Origin of the sequence: Mesorhizobium sp. B2-6-4 (assembly GCF_006441495.1) — a bacterium.
GTDB lineage: Bacteria > Pseudomonadota > Alphaproteobacteria > Rhizobiales > Rhizobiaceae > Mesorhizobium.
Genome location: NZ_VFUE01000032.1, coordinates 20652 through 45870, shown reverse-complemented (window position 1 = coordinate 45870; position 25219 = coordinate 20652). Strand labels below are relative to the sequence as shown.

Below are 25219 nucleotides of genomic sequence, written 5' to 3'. Positions count from 1 at the left end.
AATCCAGCCAGCATCTTGAATCACAAACATCCGGTTTTGGGAATCCTACGATTCTCCCAAAATAGGAAATGCTCTAGAAGTTTCTCGTCCCAAAAACGAGAGAGCGGGTCAGCGCCGACTATCGGCTATTTGTCGGTGACGATCTTGACCTTGTCGCCGGCCGAAACCGCAGCCCCCGGCGACAGCGCGTTGAGCACCCGGAACAGGTCGAGTTTGCGGTCGACGCCGACCATCTGCGCCGAAAGCGAACCCATCGTCTGCCCCGGCTGGACGGTGACCACGCGGATATGCAGCGGCTTCAGCGCCGTCTTTTCGGCGGCACTCAGAATGCGGAACGAGCCGCTGACGGAACGCGCGACGGTGTCGAGCGACGTGCTGGCGGATGGTGCCGCCGTCAGCAGCCGGTAGACCTGGCCGCCGGCGCGGATTACCGCGATATCGAACTGCCAGCCTTCGGCGCCTGCATGCGCCGTCGCCGCCTCGTTGCCGTTGATCGTTTCCTGCCTGACGCTCGCATCATCGAGACCGGCCACCCAGCCGCTCCTGATATAATCGGTCAGCGCACGGTTCTTGTCGATCGACACGCCGTCGAAGCGGATCGCAATGTCGCCCGGCCCGGTCGCCGTCACGGCGGCGGCCGAATTGTCGATGATAAAGCCCTCCGGCACCGAGAAGGACACGCCCAGGCCCGGATGCAGAAAGGTCTCGCCGCGCACATAGCCTTCTTCCGGCGTGTCGCCGTAGAGCAGGCCGTCTATGCCGGCGAGGAAGGCGTCGCGATCGCGGGTGCCGACGCCCGGCGGGCCGAACTGGCGGGCATGGCGTTGCGCAAGGTCGATACGCTGCGGCGTATTGGGATGCGTTGCCAGGAAATCGAGGCTGGCGTCGGTGGCGCCGCTGATCGAGCGGAAATCAGTGTAGGCCGACATGGACTGCAAGAAGCGGCCGGCGGCGTAAGGATCGTAGCCGGCTTCGCCGATCGACTTGATGCCGATCGCGTCGGCCTCCAGTTCCTGGTTGCGCGAAAACTGCGCCAGTCTCAGCTTGCCGCGGATCAGCGCCGCCTTGGCGGTCGGGCTGTCGCCGAGCACGTCGGAAACAACCTTGGTGGCGAGCCCCTCCTCGGCCTCGAGCTGCTGGCGCTGCAGGCCGTGGTTGGCGGTGACGTGGCCCATCTCATGCGCGATGACGGCGGCGAGCTCGGCCGAATCATTGGCCAGCGCCAGCAGGCCGCGCGTGACGTAGAGATAGCCGCCCGGCAGCGCGAAGGCATTGACGTTGGGCGAATTGAGGATGGTGATGCGATAGGTCTGGGTCGGATTGGCCGACACCACCGTCAGGCTGCCGACGACCTTGGCGACCATGCGCTCGAGCTTGGGATCGGAATATTCGCCGCCATAGGTCGCCAGTATGCGTGGATGCTGCGCCTTGGCCAGTTCGGCCAACTTGTTATTGGCCGCGACATTGTCGACCGTGATCGGTTTGTCGGAAGGCTGGAAGCCGGATTCCTGGACTTCCGGAGGTGTGAACATCTGGCAGCTTGCCAGGGCTACGACAAAGCCAGCCAGCGCCAGAAAGCGCGCCAGCATTTTCCCTCTTGGTCTTTCCGTGCCGGTCGGCAGAACGGCTTCCTTTCGGGTCTGGCGCATGCCCGCGAAAGTCGGGGCGATCCTCGCAAGGGCTCATGCGCAAATCAAAGCATTACAGCATCCACGCCATACCAACGCGCGGCGGATGCCGCAGGCAAATCACGGCCTGCACCGAACCGGTACGGGGCGGACCTAGCCACACTACCTCTGTCATGGCAAGCAATCGCCCCGTCGCCAGGAGCCGGTTTGAGCGTAAATTATGTCCGCTTCCGGGCAATATCTCGTGATCCAGCCTCCCAGGCGCTTGTGCCAACATAGCGCCGGAAAACTTCAGGACCAGCCCCGGCAAAGAAATCATCCGCCTTGCCCTTGGCGGCAACCATGCCCTTGTCGAGGAACACCACCTCCTCACAAATACGGCGTGCGTCCTGTGGCTGATGCGTAACGAACAGCAGCGTCATGCCACGCTCGGCATGCACGTCGGCGACAAGATCGAGCATGTCGTCGCGCAAGGCCGGTCCGAGTGAAGCGAAAGGCTCGTCCAGAAGAAGCACCGGGCGGTTGCGAACCAGCACGCGCGCCAATGCGACACGCTGGCGTTCGCCTCCCGAAAGTTCGCGCGGCAGGCGTCTTTCCTTGCCCGCGAGGCCGGTGCGCGCGATCGCCTCCGCGATGTCAGCGCGGTCGGCCTCGGTCAGCCGCAGCGAGGGCGAGCGGCCGAGCCCGACATTCTCTTCGACCGAAAGATGGGCAAAAAGATTGTTTTCCTGGAACACCATCGACACGGGCCGCGCCGAAGGCGGCGCCGCGCCGACATCGGCGCCGCCGATCAGCACGCGGCCAGCTCGCGGCGTCTCGAAGCCCGCCACCAGATTGAGCAGCGTCGACTTGCCCGAGCCGCTCGGCCCCATGATGGCGGTAATTTTCGACGCGGCGAAATCGACATCGAAAACGAGCGGCGCGTCGCCGTAGCTGAACGAGACCGTGTCCAGCCGCACCTCGGCTCCCCTTGTCGCACCATTGGTGGCGCCCGCAGCCATCAGTCTCGTTCCCCCCTTCCCAGCCAGCTCGCCGCCACCACAAGCGCAAGGCAGACCAGACCGAGCAGCAGCGCCAGGCCGGCGGCGTCCTCGGTACGGTAGCTGCCCATGCGCGCCAGGAGAAGGTAGGGCAAAGTCTGCACGGAATCACTGCCGAACAGTGCGATGACACCGAGATCGCCAAGCGACAGCGCCATGGCAAACGCGAAGGCGGTGGCCAGCGGCCGTCGCAGCGACGGCCAGTCGACCAGCCGCAACCGGGCCCAGCCCGCTATTGCCAGAAGCGCGCAGAGCCGCTCATGGCGCTCGCTCGCCGCATCATAGGCGGGGCGGATGGCACGGATGGCGAAAGGCATCGCCATGACTGCATTGACGGTGACGACCATGACCGGGGCTATGGCAAAGACATCGCCGACATGGCGCAGCAGAAGGAACCAGCCGGCGCCGATGACGATGGGCGGCACGACCAGGACGAAGCCGGCGCCGGTGTCGGTGGCGTGTTCGAGCACGGTCCGCGGACCGGAGCGGCGCTTCAGGGCCAGCACGCGGCGCGCGATGGTGAGCGAAAGCGACAGCGCAACCGACAGCAGCGCCGACAGGAAGGCCAGCACGGCGCTGGTCAGCGTCGCCTGCCGCACCGCCGCCTCGCCGGCGAGACGGCCAAGGTCGGCGCCGAGGCCTGACATCAGCGTCGCCGTCATCGGCCCGCCGACAAACAAAAGGGCCAGCACGACGAGCGCGGCATTCAGCGCGGTCTCGGTCCTGCCGGCCGAGACGTAGCGGCGCGGCGCCACCGGCAGATTGGCGTCACCGGTGGTGTTGGCGCCGAGCCGCGTCAACGCCAGCACCACGACAAAGGTCAGCGCGATCTGCAGCAGCGTCAGCGCCACCGCCCGCGCGGGATCGAAATCGAAACGCAGCGCCTGGTAGATGCCGACCTCCAGCGTCGTCGCGCTGGGGCCGCCGCCCAGCGTCAACACGATCGTGAAGGATGTGATGCAGAGCATGAACACCAGGCCGGCGACGCCCGGCAGAGCGGCGCGCAGTGTCGGCCACTCGATCAGCCGGAAAGCCGGTGCGGCACCCATGCCGAGCTGGCTCGCCAGCCGCCATTGGTCGGCTTGGATGGTTTGCAGCACTTCGAGGAACAGCCGCGTGGCCAGCGGCAGGTTGAAGAAAACATGAGCAACGAGGATGCCGGAGAGGCCATAAATGCCCGGCCAATGGTAACCGCCGACGGCACCAAGAAAGCCGGCGAAATAGCCGGCGCGGCCGTAGAGCGCCAGGATGCCGAGCGCCGCCACAATCGCCGGCAGCGCCAACGGCAGGGCGAAGAGCTGGAGGATGAAGCCGCGGCCGGGAAAGTGCGGATGCCGCGACAGCGCGCGAGCCACGAACAGGGCCGGCGCCACCGACAGCAGCGTCGAAAGCGCCGCCTGCCAGAACGTAAAGCGCACGACGCGCAGGAGATAAGGATCGAAGGCTGCCCAGGCTCCGGAGAAATCGTTCGCGCCTTCGAAAAGAAGACCCGCAAACGCGCCGCCGATCAGCAGCGCGATCGCCGCAAGCGCGAGGATGCCGGCGGAGATGCGGGAGTCAGACGCGCGCTGCACGCTGGGCCGCCCAAAGGATCTTTAGCGAGCGTCGCGTTCCTTCGCGCCCCCCTCTGTCCTGCCGGACATCTCCCCCACTTGGGGGGAGATTGGCTGCTTCAGCGCTCCACCCTCTCCTGTGACGTCGCCAATTGGCGAAAGCCGTCGTGACGGCCAATCTCCCCCCTCGTGGGGGAGATGTCCGGCAGGACAGAGGAGGGCGCCGTAGAGCACTCATCATTCGATCATACGACCAAACTACTTGCTCATCACCGCCAGCCATTCATCCACCCATGCCTTGCGGTTGGCCGCGACCTCCTCGGGACTGAACAGCAAGGTTTTGGTCGGCTTGACCAGTCTGTCGAAGGCCGGATTGAGCGGCTTGTCGGTCTTGCCGGCCGGGAACATCCAGTTGGTCTCGGGGATGACATCCTGGAATTTCGGCCCGGTCATGAAGGCGATGAACTTTTCCGCCAGCGGATTTTTGGCTCCCGTCGTGGTGATGCCGGCGACCTCGATCTGCAGATACTCGCCCTCCTCGAAGGAAGCGGCCTGGTAGCGCTCGGTGTTCTCGGCAACCATGTGGTAGGCGGGCGAGGTCGTGTAGGACAACACCATCGGCGCCTCGCCCTTGGTGAACAGGCCGTAGGCCTCGCTCCAGCCCGGCGTCACGGTCAAGACCTTCGCCTTGAGCTTGGCCCAGGCCTCCGGCGCCTTGTCGCCATAGACCGACTTCACCCACAACAGCAGGCCGAGGCCCGGCGTCGAGGTGCGAGGATCCTGGATGACGATCTTGTCGTCGGCACTGCCCTCGACCAATTCCTTCAAGCCCTTGGGCGGCGTCTTCAGCTTCTGCGTGTCATAGACGACGGCGAAATAGCCATAGTCGTACGGGACAAAGATGTCGTCGTTCCAGCCGCCCGGCACATTGAGCCCGGTCACGGCGCCATGCGGCGCAAACAGGCCAGTGGCCTTGGCATCGGCGGTGAGATTGGTGTCGAGGCCAAGCACGATGTCGGCCTTAGTCGCGGCCCCTTCCAGCTTGACGCGGTTGAGCAGCGCGACGCCGTCGGCAACCGAGACGAAGTCGACATCGCAGCCGCATTCGGCCTCGAATTCCTTCTTCACCACCGGGCCGGGGCCCCAGTCGGCGGTAAAGCTCTCATAAGTGTAGACGGTGAGCTTGTCCTTGGCTAAGGCCGGCCCGGACAGAACCACGACCATTGCAGAGACAAGGGCGTATAAAAGCGTGCGCATCGGCGCCTCCTTCGTTCGGGTTAAAGGAATTGAGGCGTCGGACTGTCCGAAACGTCTAATCCCTCCGCCGGTACAAACCGGATCAGGTTCAGCGGGTTGGCGAGACTGCCTCTCAGCCGGTCCGCGAATATCGCGTCCGGCACCCCGTTAGAGCGCCTCGACACATAGGCCCGGCCGGTGAACCGCGCAAGTGGCTGTTTGCCGGCCTTCCGTTTCCGCTGTCGGGCTGGTAAGGGCCACACGATATGAGCACATTCACCATCCTGCTTGGCGGCGACCTCATCCGCACGCCACGGCTCGACCGTCAGGTCGAGGGGACCCGCGTCATCGCCGCCGATGCCGGCATCGGCCATGCGAGGACGCTCGGCCTTGTGCCGGAACTGTGGGTCGGCGATTTCGATTCCGTGCCCGCCGGCCTGCCGGATGAGTTGGCCGCCGTGCCGCGCCGAACCTTCCCGGCAGAGAAGGACGCCACCGATGGCGAACTCGCGATATCGGCCGCCCTGGAGCGCGGCGCGACCAGCCTCGTGCTTGCCGGCGCCTTCGGCGGCAAACGCGCCGACCATGCCTTCCTGCACATGGCGCTCGCCCTGCGGCTGGCCGGGGCCGGGACAAAGGTGCTGTTGACCAGCGGCGCGCAGGAAGGCGTGCCCCTGGCGCACGGCACGGTCCACTTCGACTATACAGACGGCACCCTGTTCTCGATCCTGGGTTTTTCCGAGCTTGCCGGGCTGACCGTCGCCGGCGCGAAATGGCCGCTTGACCGCGTCAAGGTCGCGTTCGGCTCATCGCTGACCATCTCTAATGAGGTCAAGGGCAGGCTCGAGATCGCGCTGGGAGCGGGGCGCGCGCTGCTGCTCGCCCATCCCTATCCCTTGCCAGAAAGCTGACATGGCGCCGCCTCTTCTCAATCTCGACGGAATAAAACTGACCTTCGGCGGCACGCCCCTGCTCGACGGCGCCGACTTGGCTGCGTCGGCCGGCGACAAGATCGCGCTGGTCGGTCGCAACGGGTCCGGCAAGTCGACGCTGCTCAAGATCGCCGCCGGCCTGATCGAGCCGCAGGACGGCGAGGTGTTCCGCCAGCCATCGGCGACCGTCCGCTATCTGCCGCAAATGCCCGACATGGACGGGTTCGCAACCGTGCGCGCCTATGTCGAGGCCGGGCTCGGTCCCGCCGACGATCCTTATCGCGCCAGCTACCTGATGGAGCATCTCGGCCTCTCGGGCGAGGAGCAGCCGGGCGACCTCTCCGGCGGCGAGGCCAGGCGCGCCGCCCTTGCCCGCGTCATGGCGCCGGAGCCCGATATCCTGCTGCTCGATGAGCCGACCAACCATCTCGATCTCTCGGTGATCGAATGGCTGGAAGAGGAGCTCGTCCGCACCTCCTCGGCCCTCATCGTCATCTCGCACGACCGCCGTTTCCTCGAGCGCGTCTCGCGCGCCACCGTGTGGCTCGACCGGGGCCAGACGCGCCGGCTGGATAAGGGCTTCGGCCATTTCGAGGAATGGCGCGACCAGGTGCTTGAGGAAGAAGAGCGCGAACAGCACAAGCTCGGCCGCCAGATCGTGCGCGAGGAACACTGGCTGCGCTATGGCGTGACGGCGCGGCGCAAGCGCAACATGCGCCGCCTGGGCGAATTGCAGACCATGCGCCAGCGTTTTCGCGGCCATCGCGGCGCCGAAGGCACCGCGACCATGGTGGCCAGCGACGCCGCCGAATCCGGCAAGCTGGTGATCGAGGCCAGGAACATCGAGAAGAGCTTTGGCGACCTCACCGTGGTCAAGGGGTTCTCGACCCGCATCCAGCGCGGCGACCGCATCGGCCTCGTCGGGCCGAACGGCGCCGGCAAGACGACGCTTCTGAAGATGCTGACCGGAGAATTGCAGCCGGATGCCGGTTCGGTGCGGCTCGGCACCAATCTGGAGATCGCCACGCTCGACCAGAAGCGCGAGGCGGTCGATCCGCAGGAAACGCTGGCGCAATATCTCACCGACGGGCGCGGCGAGAACCTTGTCATCAATGGCGAGCAGCGCCACGTCGTCTCCTACATGAAGGACTTCCTGTTCAAGCCGGAGCAGGCACGCACGCCGGTGCGCGAGCTGTCGGGCGGCGAGCGGGCACGGCTGATCCTTGCGCGCGTGCTGGCCCGGCCGGCGAACTTGCTGGTGCTCGATGAGCCGACCAACGATCTCGACATGGAAACGCTGGAGTTGCTGCAGGAACTGGTCGCCGGCTTTGCCGGTACGGTCATCCTGGTCAGCCACGACCGCGATTTCCTCGACCGCACCGTGACCAGCGTGATCGCGCCGGACGGCGGCGGCCGCTGGGTCGAATATGCCGGCGGCTATTCCGACATGCTGGCGCAGCGCGGCGGCACCAGGCTCGACGACCGCAAGGCGCGGGCGAAGGCGGATGCAAGCGAGGCGCCGACGGCGAAGGCGGACAGCCCCACCGCCAAAGCCCCGGCAAAAAAACTCTCGTTCAAGCAGAAATTCGCGCTGGAATCGCTGCCCAAGAAGATCGAGGCGGTGACAGCCTCGATCTCGCGGCTGGAGAACAACATCGCCGATCCGGCCTATTACGAGCGCGATCCGGCCTCGTTCCAGAAGACCATCGCCGCCCTCGACAAGGAGCGCGCGACGCTGGCGGCACTGGAGGAAGAGTGGCTCGAACTGGAGATGTTGCGCGAGGAGATGGAGGGGTGAAGATGGTATGCGCTACGTTATGCGCTTAAAAGAGGGCTGTCTCCGTGCTTCAATCGAGGACAAAACCTCAGCGAAAGTCTGTCAATACATCCATTGACGCTCAGCTGATCAAAGACGCCAAAGCGTCGGGTATCAATCTCTCGCGCGCCGCCGAGGCGGGTATTGCGAAGGCCATCGCGTCGGAAAAAACGCGTCGGTGGCAAGAGGAGAACTTTGAGGCGATTGTGAGCTCCAACGCCTATGTCGAGCGGAACGGGTTGCCATTGGCCACACGCCCGCTGTTTTGATGGGCCCGTTACGATCTCTATCGGAATGCCGGAGGCAGTGGTTACCTTGTCGATGTTCAGTCCGACCTTCTTGAGAGGCTGAACACGAGAGTCGTCATTCCGTTGATGCCGCCCGACACAGCCCCCGTTCCTGGCCGCCGGCTCTGCCTTGATGGCCACTGAATTGCCGGATGCCGAGGGAAATCTCTCCAAGCACCACGACGACATCGTCGCCGCGCTCGACATGCTGTTCCAAGGCTTCTGACCGGAGCCGACCGTTGCCGTCGGCTCAGCCCGCCGTCTTCGCCTGCCAAGCCTTGATCGCCTCGTCGAACACCTTCTCGCCGGGAATGCCTTTTTCCATCGTCAGCAACGCTCGTCGTCCGGTCTTGTAGACGACCGGCACGTCGATCCAGTCCTGTCCCCGAAGCAAGGTCAGATTGGCGTCCTCGTCGGCCTTGGTATCGTTGAGCGCGACGAGGAAGAAGCCGTCGGCGATCTTGGCCGGAATGCCGATCAGCGGGCTGCCGGCATCCTGCTCGGAACTCTTCATGGCCACGCGCAGGATGTTGTCGACGCCGCCGCCTTCGAAACCGTCGGGTGTCAGGAAGATCATCTCGATGATGTGGCTGGCCGGCAGCGTCTGGTCAGTGTTGCGGCGGATGGTCATGCGCAACTGGATGTCCTTGCCGGGAATGGTCGCCTCGGCGCGGATCGCCGGCTCAGGCGGCAGGTCGCCGCCGGGCGATTCCTGCACCAGCGACCAGACGATGTTGCCCGGCTCGGCCGAACCCTGCGCGGTGCTGGTGCGCTCCTCATAGAAGATCGCCTTCTGGCCGACCGGCAGAGAGGTTTGCGTCGGCGCACCGGCAGGCGAGGGCGGCGTGGCGGCGTTGTCAGCCGGCGCCGCGGGTGCGGTCCCATTGGCGGGTGGCGCCGCCGGCGCAGCGCCCGGTGCAGGGGGCGTGGTCCCGGCGGGCGCGCCTGCGGCCGGCGTGCCTCCTGCCGGAGCCGACAAGGCCGGGGTGGTCGTGGCTGAAGGCGGCGTCGTCAGCGCCGCGACGGACTCGCCCTCGCCCACGCCGCTCTGTCCGCCGGCCGGGCCAGGATCGACCTCGCTTCCTTGCGGTGTCAGTCTTTGAGTGAACTTCGGTGTCCCTTCGGGCTCGGCACCGCTAGCCGAAGGTGCCGGGGGCGTTGCCGCCGCATCGCTCGCCGGCTTGGCGGGTGTCGATTTGACCGGCTCGGTCGTCGCGACCTTGCTGCCGCCGCCCAGACCCAGCATCTTGCCGAAGGCATCCTTGTTCAGCCAGATGCCATAGCCGCCGCCGGCAATGACCAGCAACGCAACGGCAGCGGCAATCAGCCCGCCATAGCTGCGCTTGCGTTCAGCCGGACGCAAGCGCTGGAAAGTGTCGGCGGCCGCAGCCTCTTCGTCGCTCGCAAAGACATCGGCATGCTCGTCGTCCTGACCCACATCCATGCCAGGCTGAGCCCTGTCGTCGAACTCCGGGGCCGGCTGCACCGGTACGGGCTTTTGCCAGTTCGGCTCGACCTCGGCGGCGGGCGATGCAGGCCTGGAGATGTCGGGCTCCGGAGCGGGGGGCGGCGGCTTGTAGGGTTCAGCCTTCGAGGCAGGCGCTGCCGGCCAGGCCGGCTCCGCCTTTACCGGCTGTTTGGTATGGTTCGACTGGTTCTTGTTGCGATCGATGGAGGAAAATATGTGCTCCAGTTCGGCAAGCGGATCGGTCTCCGGCACGCTTTTGGCATATTCGCGCTCGAGCCTCGATATGGCGTCTTCCAGGCCGCGCTTCTGCCTTTCGGCTTCCGACGGCGAAAGCGGCGGCTCGCGCTCGGCAATCTTCTTTGCAATCGTCGAGCGCGCTTTGTCGTAGACTTTGGCCCGCAGCTCCGGCGTAGGATCGCCAAAATTGTTTATCGTATCCCTCAGAGCAGAAACGAAATCTTTCGCCATGCGTCAGTCGACCTGTATTGTGCTCCGGGCCGGCCTCCGCAAATCAGCCGCAACGCCCGGAAAGGCTTGAGAAACTAGTCTTGAAACGGATCGGTCACAAGTATCGTGTCGTCCCGTTCCGGGCTGGTGGAGAGGAGCGCGACCGGCGCGCCGATCAACTCCTCGATATGGCGGACATATTTGACGGCCTGGGCCGGAAGGTCGTTCCAGCTGCGCGCGCCGGCGGTGGTGCCTTTCCACCCCTCCAGCGTCTCGTAGATTGGCTCGACGCGGGCCTGCGCGCCCTGGCTGGCGGGTAGATAGTCGATCGTCTCGCCGTCGAGGCGGTAGCCGGTACAGACCTTGATCTCGTCCAGCCCGTCAAGCACATCGAGCTTGGTCAGGGCAATGCCCTTGATGCCGTTGACGGCGACGGCCTGGCGCACCAGCACCGCGTCGAACCAGCCGCAGCGGCGCTTCCGGCCGGTGACGACGCCGAATTCATGGCCGCGCGTGCCGAGGAATTCACCGATCTCGTTCTGCTGCTCGGTCGGGAACGGACCTTCGCCTACGCGCGTCGTATAGGCCTTGGTGATGCCAAGCACATAGCCGATGGCGCCCGGGCCCACGCCGGCACCGGCTGCCGCCTGGCCGGCGACGGTGTTGGACGAGGTGACAAACGGATAGGTGCCATGATCGATGTCGAGCAGCGTGCCTTGCGCGCCCTCGAACAGGATGCGCTCGCCGGCCCGGCGCTTGTCGTCGAGCACCTTCCAGACCCGGTCCATGTAGGGCAGGATTTCGCCGGCGACCGAGGTCAGCTCTTGCATGACCGCGTCATGCGTGGCTTCGGCATGGCCAAGGCCGCGACGCAGTGCATTGTGATGCGTCAACAGCCTGTCGACCTTCAAGGGTAGTGTTTCCAAATCCGCCAGATCCATCACCCGCACCGCGCGCCGGCCCACCTTGTCCTCATAGGCGGGGCCGATACCGCGGCGGGTCGTGCCAATCTTGGTCCCGGAATTTGAGGCGGCGTCCTCGCGGAAGCCGTCCAGTTCCCGGTGCAGGGACAGGATAAGCGCTGTGTTTTCGGCTATTTTCAGGCGCTCCGGCGTTACCTCGACGCCTTGCCCCTTGAGCTTCGCCACTTCGGCAACGAATGCGTGCGGATCGAAGACGACGCCATTGCCGATGATGGACAGCTTGCCCTGCCGCACGACGCCCGACGGCAACAGCGACAGCTTGTAGACCTTGCCGTCGACGACCAGCGTGTGGCCGGCATTGTGGCCGCCCTGGAAACGCACCACGACATCGGCGCGCTCCGATAGCCAGTCGACGATCTTGCCCTTGCCTTCGTCACCCCATTGCGAGCCGACGACCACCACATTGGCCATGTTTCTTTTCCTTCGAGGCGCCGCCGCGCGGCTTGGATACGGTTCGAAACGACAGGCCTCTATAACGTCAAGAGCAGGCCGATGCGACCTTTCTTTGCCGCCGAAAATGGGCTGAGGCACAACAATTTTCAGCTTTGACATCATTTACTTGTCCAGGCGGGGGCAATAGGCCGGCAGGCACGCCCCATTCACCTCCTCCCCGCTGCGACCCGCCATGCACCGAAGCGCCTACATGTTCCTGCTGCTCACCACCTTGCTGTGGGGCGGCAACTCGGTGGCCGGCAAGCTGGCGGTCCATCACGTCTCACCGATGACGCTGGTCTTCCTGCGCTGGGTGCTGGCGGTAGCGATCCTGCTGCCGATCGGCTGGAATGCGCTGAAAAGAGATTGGCCCGTCGTGCGCAGGCACTGGTTCGTGCTCGCCGCACTTGGCGCCAGCGGCTTCACCTTGTTCAACACGATCTTCTATACGGCGCTCAATTACACGACCGCGATCAACGTTTCGATCGAGCAGGCGGCAATGCCTATCCTGATCATCGTAGCCAATTTCATCTTCTTCCGCCTGCGCGTGAACTGGGCGCAGATCGCCGGCGTGGTGCTGACGATCTTCGGCGTCATCCTGACCGCCTGCCACGGCGATCCGCGCCGGCTGCTGACATTGGAGCTCAATTTCGGCGACGCCATCATGCTGGTCGCGGTCATTCTCTACAGCGGCTATTCGGTCGGATTGCGGCTGAAGCCGGCCATGCAATGGCAGAGCCTGATGCTGGCCATGTCGCTCGCCGCGCTCGTCACCTCGCTGCCGTTCTTCCTATGGGAAATCGCGGCCGGCAAGGTCATCGTTCCCGACGCACGCGGCTGGGCGGTGATCGTCTATACTGCGATCGGCGCCTCGGTCGTCTCGCAGATATTCTACATCAGGGGCAATGAGCTGATCGGCGCCAACCGGGCCGGCCTGTTCATCAACCTGGTGCCGATCTTCGGCACCCTGCTATCGGTGCTGATCGTCGGCGAGACATTCCAGCTCTACCAGGCGTTGGCGCTCGTCCTTGTGCTGGGCGGCATCGCGCTTGCCGAATATAGCGGCCGCAAGGCAGCCATGCCGAGGCGCCAGTAAACTCGCTTCGCGCCCCGATCGTCAGCTTCAAGGAGAGCGTCGGCTCGCCCGGCAATTCGCAGGACTACTGCAATTCCTTGCGCACCGCCGCCACGTCGTCGGACGAGACTGCCGGGGCGGCGTTGCCCCAGCTGCCGCGCACGTAAGTGAAGACGTCGGCGATCTCCTGATCCTTCAGGCGCCCCGCCAGCGAGGGCATCGCCGGCGTCGTCGGCGCGCGGGCCGTATGCACGGCCTGGCTTCCCGCCAGAACGGCCCGGGCAAGCGTTTCGGTGCTGGCCTGTGCTACGATCGAATTGCCGGCGAGCGGCGGGAAAAGAGCCCCGGCGCCGGCGCCGTCTCCACCATGGCAGGCCGAGCAATTGTCATGGTAGATCGCCTCGCCAGCGGCCATGCGGGTTTCGTCGGGCTTGGGCGCCTGGGAAACCATGCGCTGCTTTGCACGCTGCGAAAATGATCAGGCATCGGGGCAGCTAAGGTCAGCAGCAGACGCCCCGCTATCGCGAAGGCAAGTATCCTCAGACGGACGATCAAGACCATCTAGGCTTGCCGGAAAACACTCGATGCGCGGAGCATCGCGATCGTGCAGTTGCAGCCTGTGCGGGAAGAGCCCTACACGCTGCCGACGTCGAACTGTAGCCGCTTGGCCGAATCGATCGATTTGTGCGCCCGCACCTGCTCCAGCACTTTTTCCGGGAACGGTGCGTCGAGATAGAGCAGCGCGATGGCATCGCCCCCTGGCCGGTTGCGGCCGAGCTGGAAGTTGGCGATGTTGACGCCGTTCTCGCCGCACACCGTGCCGAGCAGGCCGATAATGCCCGGCGCGTCGGCATTGGTCGTATAGAGCATGTGCTGGCCGACCTCGGCATCGAGATTGATGCCCTTGATCTGGATGAAGCGCGGCTTGCCGTCGGAAAAACAGGTGCCGGCGATCGAGCGCGTCATATGCTCGGTCTTGACCGTCAGCTTGATATAGCCGTCGAACACGCCCGATTTGTCGCGCTTGACCTCGGCGACGATGATGCCGCGCTCCTTCACCATGATCGGCGCCGACACCATGTTGACGTCGGCTACCTGCGGCCTGATCAGCCCGGCAAGGGCCGCGCTGATCAGCGCGCGCGTATTCATCGTCGCGGTCGAGCCGTCGAACAGGATTTCCACCTCCTTGATCGGGTCCTCGGTGACCTGGCCGACAAAGGCGCCAAGCACTTCGGCGAGCTTGACGAAGGGTTTGAGCCGCGGCGCTTCCTCCGCGGTGATCGACGGCATGTTGATGGCGTTGGAGACGGCGCCCTTGATCAGGTAGTCGGCCATCTGTTCGGCGACCTGCAGCGCGACGTTCTCTTGCGCCTCCGCCGTCGAGGCGCCGAGATGGGGGGTGGCCACCACATTCTCCATGCCGAACAATGCGTTCTGTTCGGCCGGCTCGGCCTCGAACACGTCGATGCCGGCGCCGGCCACCTTGCCGCTCTTCAGCGCCGCCACCAGGTCGGCTTCGACGACCAGCCCGCCACGGGCGCAGTTGATGATGCGCACGCCGTCCTTCATTTTGGCGATCGCGGCGGCATCGATGATGTTGCGCGTCTTGTCGGTCAACGGCGTGTGCAGCGTGATGAAGTCCGCGCGGGCGAAGAGCTCGTCCAGTTCAACCTTGTCGACGCCGAGTTCCTCGGCGCGTTTGTCCGACAGGAACGGATCGAAGGCGACGACATGCATCTTCAGGCCGACGCCGCGCGTGGCGACGATCGAGCCGATATTGCCGCAGCCGATGACGCCGAGCGTCTTGCCGGTGATCTCGACGCCCATGAAGCGGTTCTTTTCCCATTTGCCTGCATGCGTCGAGGCGTTGGCTTCCGGGATCTGGCGGGCGAGCGCGAAGATCATCGCTACCGCATGCTCGGCTGTCGTGATCGAATTGCCGAACGGCGTGTTCATCACGATAATGCCCTTGCGGCTGGCCGCCGGTATGTCGACATTGTCGACGCCGATACCGGCCCGGCCGACGACCTTGAGCCTGGTGGCGGCATTGATCAGCTTCTCGGTAACCTTGGTCGCCGAGCGGATGGCGAGGCCGTCATACTGGTCAATCACTTCAAGCAGCTTCTCCTTGTCCTTGCCGAGATCTGGAAGATAGTCGACCTCGATGCCGCGATCCCTAAAGATCTGAACAGCGGTGGTGGAAAGTTTATCCGAGACGAGAACGCGAGGCATGGGATTGGTCCTTGTTGCTTACCCCACCCGCCTTCGCTTCGCTCAGGCATCTTCTCCACGGGGGAGAAGGTCAGGCGCCGATCTTTCTCCCCTTGTGGGAGAAGGTGGCCGCGAAGCGCCCGGATGAGGGCTGTTCCAGAAAATAGCTATTGAGTTTCAGGCTGCCGCTTTCAGCGACGCCTTCTGGCCGGCGAAGGCCCAGTCGAGCCAGGGCAGCAGAGCTTCGAGATCGGAGGTCTCGACCGTTGCGCCGCACCAGATGCGCAGGCCAGGCGGCGCGTCGCGATAGGAACCGATGTCATAGGCGACACCTTCCTTGTCGAGCGCTGAAACCAGACCCTTGGCGAAGGCCGCCTGTGCGTCGGCGTCGAGTGCAGCGACTTGTCCGTCGGTGAAGGACAGGCAGACGGACGTGTTCGACCGCGTCGCCGGCTCTACGGCGAGATGGCCAAGCCAGGAGGATTTCGCGACGAAACGGTCGAGCACGGCCGCGTTGGCGTCGGCCCTGGCGACCAGCGCATCGAGGCCGCCGATCGATTTCGCCCAGCTGAGCGCGTCGAGATAGTCCTCGACGCACAGCATCGACGGCGTGTTGATGGTTTCGCCCTTGAAGATGCCTTCGATCAATTTGCCGCCCGAGGTCAGGCGGAAGATCTTCGGCAGCGGCCATGCAGGCTTATAGCTCTCCAGCCGCTCGACGGCGCGGGGCGACAGGATCAGCATGCCATGCGCGCCTTCGCCGCCCAGCACCTTCTGCCAGGAGAAGGTCACGACATCGAGTTTCTCGAAGTTGAGCTTCTGCGCGAAGGCGGCCGATGTCGCGTCGCAGATGGTCAGACCCTTGCGATCGGCCGGGATGAAATCGCCGTTCGGCACGCGCACGCCCGAGGTCGTGCCGTTCCAGGTGAAGACCACGTCGCGGTCGAAATCGATCTTGCCGAGATCCGGCAGTTCGCCGTAACCGGCCTCGAGCTTGCGCACACCGGCAAGCTTCAACTGCTTGACCACGTCGGTGATCCAGCCGGAGCCGAAACTCTCCCAGGCGACCATGTCGACGCCGCGCTCACCCAGCAGCGACCAGAGTGCCATCTCGACGGCGCCTGTATCGGACGCCGGCACGATGCCGATGCGGTAGTCGGCAGGAACCTGGAGAATTTCGCGCGTCAGCGCGATCGCCTGTTCGAGCTTGGTCTTGCCGATCTTGGCGCGATGGGAACGGCCGAGCGCGGCAGCTTTCAGCGCCTCGACCGACCAGCCGGGGCGTTTCGCGCAGGGACCTGAGGAAAAATTGGGGTTTGCCGGACGGAGTCCGGGCTTCGTATGCGTCGTCATGGTGGTCTATCCTTCCAGATAGTGGCCCCTCGTTGGGGAGGGGTGGCCCACGGACGGCGATATGCGCTCGGGCTTCGGGCGTCAAGGGGAAAGTTTTTGTCGCGGGCAGGATACTGGCGACCCACGATCAGGATCTCGTGAGCTTCAAACGCAAACGGCGGACCGAAGAGATCCGCCGCCAGGGTTCATGTATGCCAGCCTACTACCAGAGATCGTAGCGTAGCCCGAGCTTAACCTGATGATTGCTGATTCCCTTGTGGACCGGAAACGAGGTCAGGCTCTCGGCCGTCACATATTCGGCGTCGGGCGCCGAGAAATACTGATAGCCGAGATCGACGGAAACATTCTTCGACACCTGATAGGCAAGGCCGGCATTCAGCGTGTAAGCGAAGGAATACTTGGTCTTGTCGTCACTCAGTCCGAAGTCGTCGGTTGGATCGCCATTGTCGGTGAAATAGCTCGCCGAGAGCTTGTGCGTGCTCCTGACGATGCCGATGCCGGCGCCGAGATAGGGTGTTATGCCGACATAGGTTCCAAGGTCGACATAGCCGTTGAGCATGCCTGAAAAGGCATAGTTCTTCAGGGACGCCGACGCCAGGGTCGCCTCTGCCGCGGTCGCTGAATCGTCATAGCCAATGCGGATCTTGTTGCCGGGCAGGTAACCCAGATTGAGATCGGCACGCAGATAATCGTTGAAGTGGTAGCCGAAGCCGATGCTGGCGAAGACCGGGTCTTCCTCGTTGTCGAAGCTCGCCGGCGTGAAGGCGAAATCCTCATTCTTGAAGCTCTTCTCTACCAGGTAGGAGACATCGCCGCGCAGATACCAGCCCGAGCCGACCTCGACCGGCACGTAGTCGGGCGCCTGGTCGACATAGACCGGGGGATCATAGTCGGCGGCCAGCGCAGGCGTCAGCGGCATGATGGCGAATGTGGCAAGCACCGGCGCCATACGCGATGTGAGTTTCATGATCCCCTGCTCCCGATTTCGGCGCCACCAGACGGCAGCCATCGTTTCAGGAAGCATTGTTAACCATAGTGGTTAAGTCGGGGTTAAGGCTAACAGAGCGTTAGCGAATGATTTTCGGGCAGCCAGACAAGCGAAAACCGCCCGGCTGATGCCGGGCGGTTTCGGACCGTTGGATGGTCGGATGTTACTTGGTGTAGATCGGCTCGGGTTCGGGCTGATAGGCCACCGTCGGCGCGGCGCAACCGTTGTTGCCGCCGAACTGGTACCGCAGGCCGCCGCGCACCTCATGCGTGTCGATGCCGCGGTCGAAGCCCGGCCCGGCGCTGCTGATATCCCACTCGAACATGCGGCCACCCTGGATGTGGCTGTAGCGATAGCCCGCGTCCAGGATCAGCTTGTCGGTCAGGCAGTAGGAAGCGCCGGCCATGAGCGCGTAGGCAAAGCGCCAGCTTTTCGCACCGGGGTTGAACTCGGTGGTGTTCGGGTCCCTGACATCGTCCCATCTGACATGCGCGCCGCCGATGCCGGCGCCGACATAGGGCGTGATGCCGTGATAGGTGCCGAGATCGACATAGGCGTTGGCCAGCAGCAGCAAGGCGCTCATTTTCGACACTTCGGTCGACGTCGAGAAAGCGTCCGAGGTTCCACCGTCGAAGTTCGACTTGAACCAGTAATCGGCGGTCAAATCCGTACGAAAATGATCGTTGATCTTGTAGCCGACGCCGGCGCCGAGCGAGAAGCCGCCCTTGAGCTTGCCGAAATCGAAGCTCCTGTCGCCGGGAATGACGTTACAATTACAGGGATCGATGGTGTAGGTCGTGTAATCGATGCCGCGCACTTTCGACTTGTGGTAGTCGAGATCGCCGCGAATGTACCAGCCGCCGACATCGACTGGCTGCTCGTATACCGGCGGCGGCGCCTCTTCGACCACCGGCTCCGGAAGGTCGGCCGCGAACACCGGCCATGCCAGGCCCGCGAACAGCGCGGCGAACAGGGCCTTTCTTGCTGTATTGAACATGCTTGTCACCCCTAGAAACCCTCGGAACAGCGGTCGCGTCCGAATGAGATTGGCTTTCAGGCGTGGATAATGAATTGCAAAGGTTAAAAGGCATTTAACCCTGTCTATTAACCACGAATCTCGAGCATTTGAGGAATTCGGATGGTTCCACATGTCTCGAGCCAGTTTCGCAGGCAAACAAAAGCCCGCCGGACGGGCGGGCTTCTAAGCAATCAGAGCGGCGTCGGCCCTCCGAATGCACCTGAGATCAGGCGGCGCTGCGTGTTTCCGAGATGACCTCGACGATGTCGTTGACGACGGCCTCGACCAGCTGCGGGTCGTCGCCCTCGGCCATGACACGGATCAGCGGCTCGGTGCCGGACGGCCGGATGACGAGCCGCCCCGCCTTGCCGAGGCGTTGACGGGCGTCCTCGATCGCAGCCTTGACCGGAGCTTCCTCGAGCGGCTTGCCGCCGGCGATGCGGACGTTCTTGAGGAGTTGCGGCACCGGCTCGAACTTCTTCGACAATTCGCTGACCGGCCGGCCCTGCCGCTTGATGCAGGCCAGCACCTGCAGCGCCGAAACCAGGCCGTCGCCCGTGGTCGAGAAGTCCGACAGCACGATGTGGCCCGACTGCTCGCCGCCGACATTGAGCCCGTGCGCGCGCATATGCTCGACGACATAGCGGTCGCCGACCTTGGTGCGGTGCAATTGCAGCTTCATGTCGCCGAGGAAGCGTTCGAGGCCGAGATTGGACATGACCGTCGAAACGACGCCACCGCCGGCAAGCCGCCCGCTCTGGTGCCAGGACTCGGCGATCATTGCCATGATCTGGTCGCCGTCGACGATCGCGCCGTTCTCGTCAACGATGACGACACGGTCGGCATCGCCGTCGAGCGCGATGCCGATGTCGGCGCGCACCTCGTGCACTTTCTTCTGCAGGCCTGCCGGATGGGTCGAGCCGCATTCCTTGTTGATGTTGAAGCCGTTGGGCTCGACATTGATGGCCACCACTTCGGCGCCCAGCTCCCAAAGCGCCTCGGGGGCAACCTTGTAGGCGGCGCCATTGGCGCAATCGACGACGATCCTCAAACCTGAAAGCGACATCGAACGCGGCAAGGTGCGCTTTGCAAACTCGATGTAGCGGTCATGCACGCCATCGACGCGCTTGGCGCGACCAAGTCCGTCGGAATCGGCGAGTGCCAGTTCGATATCCTTGTCCAGCATGCTCTCGATGCGCTCTTCGATCTCGTCGGAGAGCTTGTAGCCGTCGGGACCGAATAGCTTGATGCCATTGTCGTAATAAGGATTGTGCGAGGCCGAGATCATGACGCCGATATCGGCGCGCAGCGAACGCACCAACATGGCGACCGCCGGCGTCGGGATGGGGCCGAGCAGGAACACGTCCATGCCGGCGGCGCAGAGGCCCGCCACCATGGCGTTCTCGATCATGTAGCCGGAAAGTCTGGTGTCCTTGCCGAGCACCACACGGTGACGATGGCTGCCGCGCTGGAAGGACAGGCCGGCCGCCATACCGACCCTCATCGCGATTTCCGCCGTCATTGGAAACTTGTTGGCGCGCCCGCGAATACCGTCCGTGCCGAAATAATTTCCTGCCATGCTAGTCAGTGTCCCCGGTGGTTCTTGCCCGGTACGTCATGCCATAATTGGCCGGCGCACTACGATCACATTTCGTGATTATCTGTTACCAATCCTTTAGAAAACCCTTGTTGTGCATTGCACACAGACTGGCGCAACCTAGCGTGATGGCGCTGCCTCGCCACAATATACCATGCCTGTGGGCCATTCGACATGGATTTACCCACAAATTCTTGTCTTCCAGCCGGCAACAGGCAACGATTTCATCACCTTGCCGGCAGAAGCCGGGTTTCGGCGATGTATACGCCACTTAGCATCTGGCGCAACCGACCGTTGAGCGTTATTGATTTGCTGGGACGTATAATGGGCTGCTGCAACGGAGAAACGCTATGCTCATCCACCGACTTGCCACTTTGACCGGCCTTGCGGTCGCGACGTTATTCCTGGCCGCGCCAGCCAACGCGCTGACGATGGCCGAGTGCAGCACGAAGTATAACGCGGCCAAGGACGCGGGGACACTTGCCGGCCAGACCTGGAACCAGTTCCGCAAGGCGCAGTGCGGCACTGATGCCGCCGCGACAGCCAAGCCCGACGCCAAGGCAGCGGACACCAAGGCGGCCGATACGAAGCCGGCCAAGGCGACCAAGGCTGCGGCCGCCGCCGACGACGGAGCCAAAGGCCTGACCGCAAAGGAATGCAGCACCAAGTACCAGGCGGCCAAGGCCGCCGGCACGCTCAACGGCATGAAGTGGAACGACTTCCGCAAGAGCGAATGCGCCACCGGCGCGTCCGCTGCCGCCGGCGCATCCGCTGCCGCCGCCACCAAACCGGCGACCACCAAGGCGGCGACCACGGCTGCGGCGACCGACAGCTCGGGCAAGGGCCTGAGCATGGCCGACTGCAGCAGCAAGTACCAGGCTGCCAAGACCGCCAATACGCTCAACGGCATGAAGTGGAACGACTTCCGGAAGGCCGAATGCGGCGCCAGCGCCTCGGACGATGACACCGTCCCGGCTCCAACAGAGGCGACCTACACCAAGGAGCCGGCAAAGCCGACTGTCGCTGCGCCGAAGGGCGTGAGTTTCCCGACCGCAATCTCGCCGAAATTCGCCACCGAAACCCCGGCCAAGGCCCGCATGCATACCTGCCTCCAGCAGTACTATGCCAACAAGGACGCCAACACGCTTGGCGGCTTGAAGTGGATCCAGAAGGGCGGCGGCTTCTACAGCCTGTGCAATGCCAAGCTGAAGAGCTGAGCGACAGCACTATTTGAGGAAAGTAAGGCCCGCGAGCCGCAGGGTTCGCGGGCTTTTTTGCCCGCAGCTTCAGCAGGAATCCCCGCTGACGAGAGGCGCGTTGCCGGCGACGCTGCAAACTCCCCTCGTGGGGGAGATGGCCGGCAGGCCAGAAGGGGGGGCACGAAGGATCGTTGCCTGCTCCCGGCCAGGTTGCCTCGCATTCACGAAAAGCTGGGCGAGGGTGGCTCGAGGAATCGTCGAACGGCAAGAGAGATCCTCCCCGCAGCCCGGAAGGCCTAACTCGATTTGTCGGCGGACGCTGCCCCCGCTGAGCTGCCCGTCATCTTCCACAAAGTGGGAAGATTGGCTGCTGCCACGCCGGCTTCCGCCAATCGCCTAGCCAACCTTGCAGGCGCAGGCCACGGAGAAACTCAGCAGCCTGCCCCAAACAAAAACGCCGCGGTCGAACCGCGGCGTTTCTCAATTTGTTCTTGGCCGAGTTCAGCTCGACGGCTGCGGTTCCATGCCGCCCTCGGGCTCGGGACCCTTTTTGCGGCGGCCCGACTTCGGCACGGCCGAACCACGGCTCGGCGGCGTGTCGTCGCCGAGATCGCGCGCGGGCTTCTCGCCGGCGATCAGCTGCTTGATCTCGTCGCCCGACAGCGTCTCGTATTCGAGCAGGCCCTGCGCCAGCGCGATCCATTCCTTCTTCTTCTTGGTCAGCACCGACCTCGCGGTCGAATAGGCCTCGTCGATCAGGCGCCGCACCTCGGCGTCGATGATCTGCGCGGTTTCTTCCGAGATGTTCTGCGTGCGCGCCACCGAATGGCCGAGGAACACTTCCTCCTGGTTGTCGCCATAAGCGACATGGCCGAGCTTGTCGGAAAAGCCCCAGCGCGTGACCATGGCGCGCGCCAGCTTGGTCGCTTGCTCGATATCGGAGGAAGCGCCCGACGTGATGTTCTCCTTGCCGAACTTGAACTCCTCGGCGACGCGGCCGCCCATCATGATGGCAAGCCGTGAGATCATGTACTTGTAGCTCATCGAATAGCGGTCGCCTTCCGGCAACTGCATGACCATGCCGAGCGCGCGGCCGCGCGGAATGATTGTCGCCTTGTGCAGCGGATCGGCCGACGGCACGTTGAGCGCCAGTATGGCGTGACCGGCCTCGTGATAGGCGGTCAACTCCTTCTCGGCCTGGGTCATGGCCGAGGAGCGGCGCTCGGCGCCCATCATGATCTTGTCCTTGGCGTCCTCGAACTCGGCCATGGTCACGAGGCGCTTGTTACGCCGCGCCGCCATCAGGGCGGCCTCGTTGACGAGGTTCATCAGATCGGCGCCGGAGAAGCCCGGCGTGCCGCGGGAGACGACCTTGAGGTCGACATTGGGCGCCAGCGGCACGTTGCGCACATGCACTTTCAGGATCTTCTCGCGTCCGACGATGTCGGGGTTCGGCACCACCACCTGGCGGTCGAAACGGCCGGGCCTCAGCAGCGCCGGGTCGAGCACGTCGGGCCGGTTGGTGGCGGCGATCAGGATGATGCTTTCGTTGGACTCGAAGCCGTCCATCTCGACCAGCAGCTGATTCAGCGTCTGCTCGCGCTCATCATTACCGCCGCCGAGACCCGCGCCGCGGTGACGGCCGACCGCGTCGATTTCGTCGATGAAGATGATGCAGGGCGCGTTCTTCTTGGCCTGGTCGAACATGTCGCGCACGCGGCTGGCGCCGACGCCGACGAACATCTCGACGAAGTCCGAACCCGAAATGGTGAAGAACGGCACGTTTGCCTCGCCGGCGACCGAGCGGGCGAGCAGCGTCTTGCCGGTTCCCGGAGGGCCGACCAAGAGCACGCCGCGCGGGATCTTGCCGCCGAGCCGCTGGAATTTCTGCGGATCGCGCAGGAACTCGACGATCTCCTCCAGGTCTTCCTTGGCCTCGTCGACGCCGGCGACGTCCTGGAAGGTGACGCGGCCATGCGCCTCGGTCAGAAGCTTGGCCTTCGACTTGCCGAAGCCCATGGCACGACCGGAGCCGGACTGCATCTGGCGCATGAAGAATATCCATACGCCGAGGATCAGGATCATCGGCAGCCACGAGATCAGGTAGCCGAACAGCGAGTTTGAACCGTCGGTCTCCGGCCGCGCATTGATGGTGACGTTCTTGTCCTGCAGCCGCGAGACCAGCGACGGATCGCCGGGCGAATAGGTCTGGAAGCCGCTCGAATTGTCGGTGTAGGTGCCGGAGATGCGGGCGCCGGCGATGGTCACCGTCTTGACCCGGCCCGCCGCGACATCCTGCAGGAACTGCGAATAAGGTACATCGCTCGAAGCCCCACGCGTCTGCGGCGTCTGGAACAGATTGAAGAGGGCGATGAGCAGGACCGCTATGATCGCCCAGAGCGCGAGGTTGCGATAGTTCGGATTCATCAATTGTCCCGTTGGCGTCCGCGGGCGGACACGCGTCGTGAGAGGAAACTTGAGCCTAACATAGGGAGAGCGCCCCCCCTTGCCAAGCAGAACAGCACGTCTGGGTTAAGCTTTCGCCCATGACCGACCGGCGCTATGGCCGCTTGAAAGGCAGGGCGGGAGGCAACGGTGCGCCGATCAATTCGGCGACGACCCGCGCCGGCGCCAGGTCGAAGGACGGCAGGAAACGGACAAAAGGGGCGACGACGGCCTGTGCCGTGAACCCCGGCGACGCCTGCCCACCCTGAGGCAGGCCAGGGTTCTCAACGGCTTGCCGCGATGCCGGCTCGCAGGCCAGCGCGGCGCGCACGAGGCTGCGTGGCGTTTCGCCTTCCGCGATCGCCAGACGCTTCGCCGCCGCTGCCCCGAACGGCGCGATCAACAATGCACTGCCGCCGTCGTCCAACGTGATGTTCCGGCGGCCGTCCCAGAGCAGCCCGCCGGTGGCCGCGACCACACGCGGCAAGCCTCGCGTCTCGCGGCGCAGAAAGATGCCGGCGCGCCTGGAATCGACCACCGTCCGCGACAATGTGGCGCAAAGAAATCCAGCCTTCAGCCTACCGAACAGCGCCTCGCATCGCGCCTGGTCCGGCAGAAACGCAACGCCCCCGCTTGTGGCGAGGAGGATGCGCAGCGCATAGACGGCCGCCGGATCGTCGCCGGCCGAAAGCAGGGTCGGATCGAGGCGGACAAGACCCGGCGCCGGCTGGCTGGCGAAGCGCGCGATTAAATCCGCGGCGCGGATGCCAAGCCGGCTGCGCGCCTCGCTCTCGCGCGCCGCCAGCGTCAATGCGTCATCGATGCGCTGCGCACCGTCAGCGCCGGCCAGTGCCGCGCGCATGCGCGGTCGCTCGAAGGCCGCGTCGGCATTGGTCGGGTCCTCGGCCCAGCCGACATGCTCGCGCCGCAGGAAGTTGCGCAAAGCCGCGCGCCGAATGCCAAGGAGCGGCCGCACGATCCATTCGTGCCAGTCGTGCAAGGTGACCGGCGCCATGCCGGCAAGGCCGCGCCCTTCCTCGCGGGCGCCCTTGCCTCGGACTAGCCGCATCAGCACCGTCTCGGCCTGGTCGTCCGCTGTATGACCGGTCACGATCAGGCCGAGGCCTTCCGCCCGCGCCGTCTCGGCCAGCAGCCGGTAACGCGCCTCCCGCGCGGCGGCCGGCAGCCCGGTCGATGGCTTGCGTCCGGACCAGGCGACGATGCGGTGCGCGATGGCGTGCGCGGCGCAAAGCCTGGCCACCGCTTCCGCTTCGGCCGCCGCGCCCTGCCGCAAACCGTGGTCGATCGTCACCGCCAGCAGCTTCGCGGACGGCGCGGTTCGGTCGAGATGTCGTTTGAGAAGGAGAAGTAGGGCGGTCGAGTCGCTGCCGCCGGATACGGCCGCAACGGCGCCGCTGGTAAAGTCGATGTGCGAAAAAAGGTCTTTCGAAAGATCAGGCTCGGTGTCGAGCATCAATGCATGTCGCCCGAACACGGCTCCGAGGGCAAGG

General features: G+C 64.4%; 19 protein-coding genes, 1 pseudogene and 1 riboswitch. Of the genes and pseudogenes, 6 read left to right on the top strand and 14 right to left on the bottom strand.

The window, feature by feature from the left end:
- Window positions 1-125 precede the first annotated feature (125 nt).
- The 4 genes from FJ426_RS29670 to thiB all read right to left on the bottom strand — a co-directional run bounded on the left by FJ426_RS29670 (window position 126) and on the right by thiB (window position 5478).
- Complete coding sequence (locus tag FJ426_RS29670) at window positions 126-1589, bottom strand: M48 family metalloprotease (RefSeq protein ID WP_140560804.1); 1464 nt, start codon at window positions 1587-1589, stop codon at window positions 126-128.
- A 257-nt stretch (window positions 1590-1846) separates the two neighbouring features.
- Window positions 1847-2629: a thiamine ABC transporter ATP-binding protein gene (thiQ, locus tag FJ426_RS29665; protein WP_140560803.1), complete on the bottom strand. Its 783-nt coding sequence runs from the start codon at window positions 2627-2629 to the stop codon at window positions 1847-1849.
- On the bottom strand, window positions 2629-4242 hold the full coding sequence (gene thiP, locus FJ426_RS29660) for a thiamine/thiamine pyrophosphate ABC transporter permease (RefSeq protein ID WP_140560802.1): 1614 nt from the start codon (window positions 4240-4242) through the stop codon (window positions 2629-2631). The genes thiQ and thiP overlap by 1 nt, the downstream gene beginning before the upstream one ends.
- A gap of 237 nt (window positions 4243-4479) precedes the next feature.
- Window positions 4480-5478, bottom strand: coding sequence for a thiamine ABC transporter substrate binding subunit (thiB, locus tag FJ426_RS29650; RefSeq protein WP_140560800.1), 999 nt, complete (start codon window positions 5476-5478; stop codon window positions 4480-4482).
- A gap of 42 nt (window positions 5479-5520) precedes the next feature.
- Window positions 5521-5635: riboswitch (TPP riboswitch) on the bottom strand.
- An 88-nt stretch (window positions 5636-5723) separates the two neighbouring features.
- Between thiB and FJ426_RS29645 the strand changes: the two genes are divergently transcribed.
- The 4 genes and pseudogenes from FJ426_RS29645 to FJ426_RS32205 all read left to right on the top strand — a co-directional run.
- A complete protein-coding gene (locus tag FJ426_RS29645; protein WP_140525059.1) occupies window positions 5724-6368 on the top strand; it encodes a thiamine diphosphokinase in 645 nt (214 codons plus the stop codon).
- Window position 6369: 1 nt separating this feature from the next.
- Window positions 6370-8187 (top strand): ABC-F family ATP-binding cassette domain-containing protein, encoded by a 1818-nt coding sequence (locus tag FJ426_RS29640; RefSeq protein ID WP_140560799.1) that lies wholly within the window; start codon window positions 6370-6372, stop codon window positions 8185-8187.
- Between the two features lie 44 nt (window positions 8188-8231).
- On the top strand, window positions 8232-8474 hold the full coding sequence (locus FJ426_RS29635; RefSeq protein WP_140560798.1) for a type II toxin-antitoxin system CcdA family antitoxin: 243 nt from the start codon (window positions 8232-8234) through the stop codon (window positions 8472-8474).
- Window positions 8475-8540: 66 nt separating this feature from the next.
- Window positions 8541-8636 (top strand): annotated as a pseudogene (locus FJ426_RS32205) (hypothetical protein); the annotation flags it as partial.
- Between the two features lie 106 nt (window positions 8637-8742).
- Here the strand turns inward: FJ426_RS32205 and FJ426_RS29625 are convergent.
- Both FJ426_RS29625 and FJ426_RS29620 read right to left on the bottom strand, forming a co-directional pair.
- Window positions 8743-10428, bottom strand: a complete 1686-nt coding sequence (locus tag FJ426_RS29625; protein WP_140554927.1) for a hypothetical protein — start codon at window positions 10426-10428, stop codon at window positions 8743-8745.
- 74 nt (window positions 10429-10502) lie between these two features.
- Window positions 10503-11801 (bottom strand): adenylosuccinate synthase, encoded by a 1299-nt coding sequence (locus FJ426_RS29620; protein WP_140493285.1) that lies wholly within the window; start codon window positions 11799-11801, stop codon window positions 10503-10505.
- Between the two features lie 214 nt (window positions 11802-12015).
- Here FJ426_RS29620 and FJ426_RS29615 point away from each other — a divergent pair, with 214 nt between their 5' ends.
- Window positions 12016-12918, top strand: a complete 903-nt coding sequence (locus FJ426_RS29615) for a DMT family transporter (protein ID WP_140554926.1) — start codon at window positions 12016-12018, stop codon at window positions 12916-12918.
- 64 nt (window positions 12919-12982) lie between these two features.
- Here the strand turns inward: FJ426_RS29615 and FJ426_RS29610 are convergent, their stop codons facing one another.
- The 6 genes from FJ426_RS29610 to glmM all read right to left on the bottom strand — a co-directional run bounded on the left by FJ426_RS29610 (window position 12983) and on the right by glmM (window position 20046).
- Window positions 12983-13348 carry a cytochrome c gene (locus FJ426_RS29610; RefSeq protein ID WP_224618070.1) on the bottom strand — a complete coding sequence of 122 codons (366 nt, stop codon included), beginning with the start codon at window positions 13346-13348 and terminating at the stop codon, window positions 12983-12985.
- A 182-nt stretch (window positions 13349-13530) separates the two neighbouring features.
- Window positions 13531-15129, bottom strand: coding sequence for a phosphoglycerate dehydrogenase (serA, locus tag FJ426_RS29605; RefSeq protein WP_140517561.1), 1599 nt, complete (start codon window positions 15127-15129; stop codon window positions 13531-13533).
- A gap of 156 nt (window positions 15130-15285) precedes the next feature.
- Window positions 15286-16461: a phosphoserine transaminase gene (locus tag FJ426_RS29600; RefSeq protein ID WP_140825680.1), complete on the bottom strand. Its 1176-nt coding sequence runs from the start codon at window positions 16459-16461 to the stop codon at window positions 15286-15288.
- A 202-nt stretch (window positions 16462-16663) separates the two neighbouring features.
- Window positions 16664-17428, bottom strand: coding sequence for an outer membrane protein (locus FJ426_RS29595; protein ID WP_140517559.1), 765 nt, complete (start codon window positions 17426-17428; stop codon window positions 16664-16666).
- A 184-nt stretch (window positions 17429-17612) separates the two neighbouring features.
- Window positions 17613-18446 (bottom strand): outer membrane protein, encoded by an 834-nt coding sequence (locus FJ426_RS29590; protein ID WP_140493269.1) that lies wholly within the window; start codon window positions 18444-18446, stop codon window positions 17613-17615.
- A gap of 247 nt (window positions 18447-18693) precedes the next feature.
- Window positions 18694-20046 (bottom strand): phosphoglucosamine mutase, encoded by a 1353-nt coding sequence (gene glmM / locus FJ426_RS29585; RefSeq protein ID WP_140493266.1) that lies wholly within the window; start codon window positions 20044-20046, stop codon window positions 18694-18696.
- 368 nt (window positions 20047-20414) lie between these two features.
- On the opposite strand from glmM, the gene FJ426_RS29580 reads away from it, so the two are divergent.
- Window positions 20415-21281, top strand: coding sequence for a hypothetical protein (locus FJ426_RS29580; protein WP_140493263.1), 867 nt, complete (start codon window positions 20415-20417; stop codon window positions 21279-21281).
- 483 nt (window positions 21282-21764) lie between these two features.
- Here FJ426_RS29580 and ftsH read toward each other — a convergent pair whose 3' ends face one another.
- Window positions 21765-23690 carry an ATP-dependent zinc metalloprotease FtsH gene (gene ftsH, locus FJ426_RS29575; protein ID WP_140493260.1) on the bottom strand — a complete coding sequence of 642 codons (1926 nt, stop codon included), beginning with the start codon at window positions 23688-23690 and terminating at the stop codon, window positions 21765-21767.
- Between the two features lie 133 nt (window positions 23691-23823).
- Window positions 23824-25182 carry a tRNA lysidine(34) synthetase TilS gene (gene tilS, locus FJ426_RS29570; protein ID WP_140654788.1) on the bottom strand — a complete coding sequence of 453 codons (1359 nt, stop codon included), beginning with the start codon at window positions 25180-25182 and terminating at the stop codon, window positions 23824-23826.
- Window positions 25183-25219: the final 37 nt, after the last annotated feature.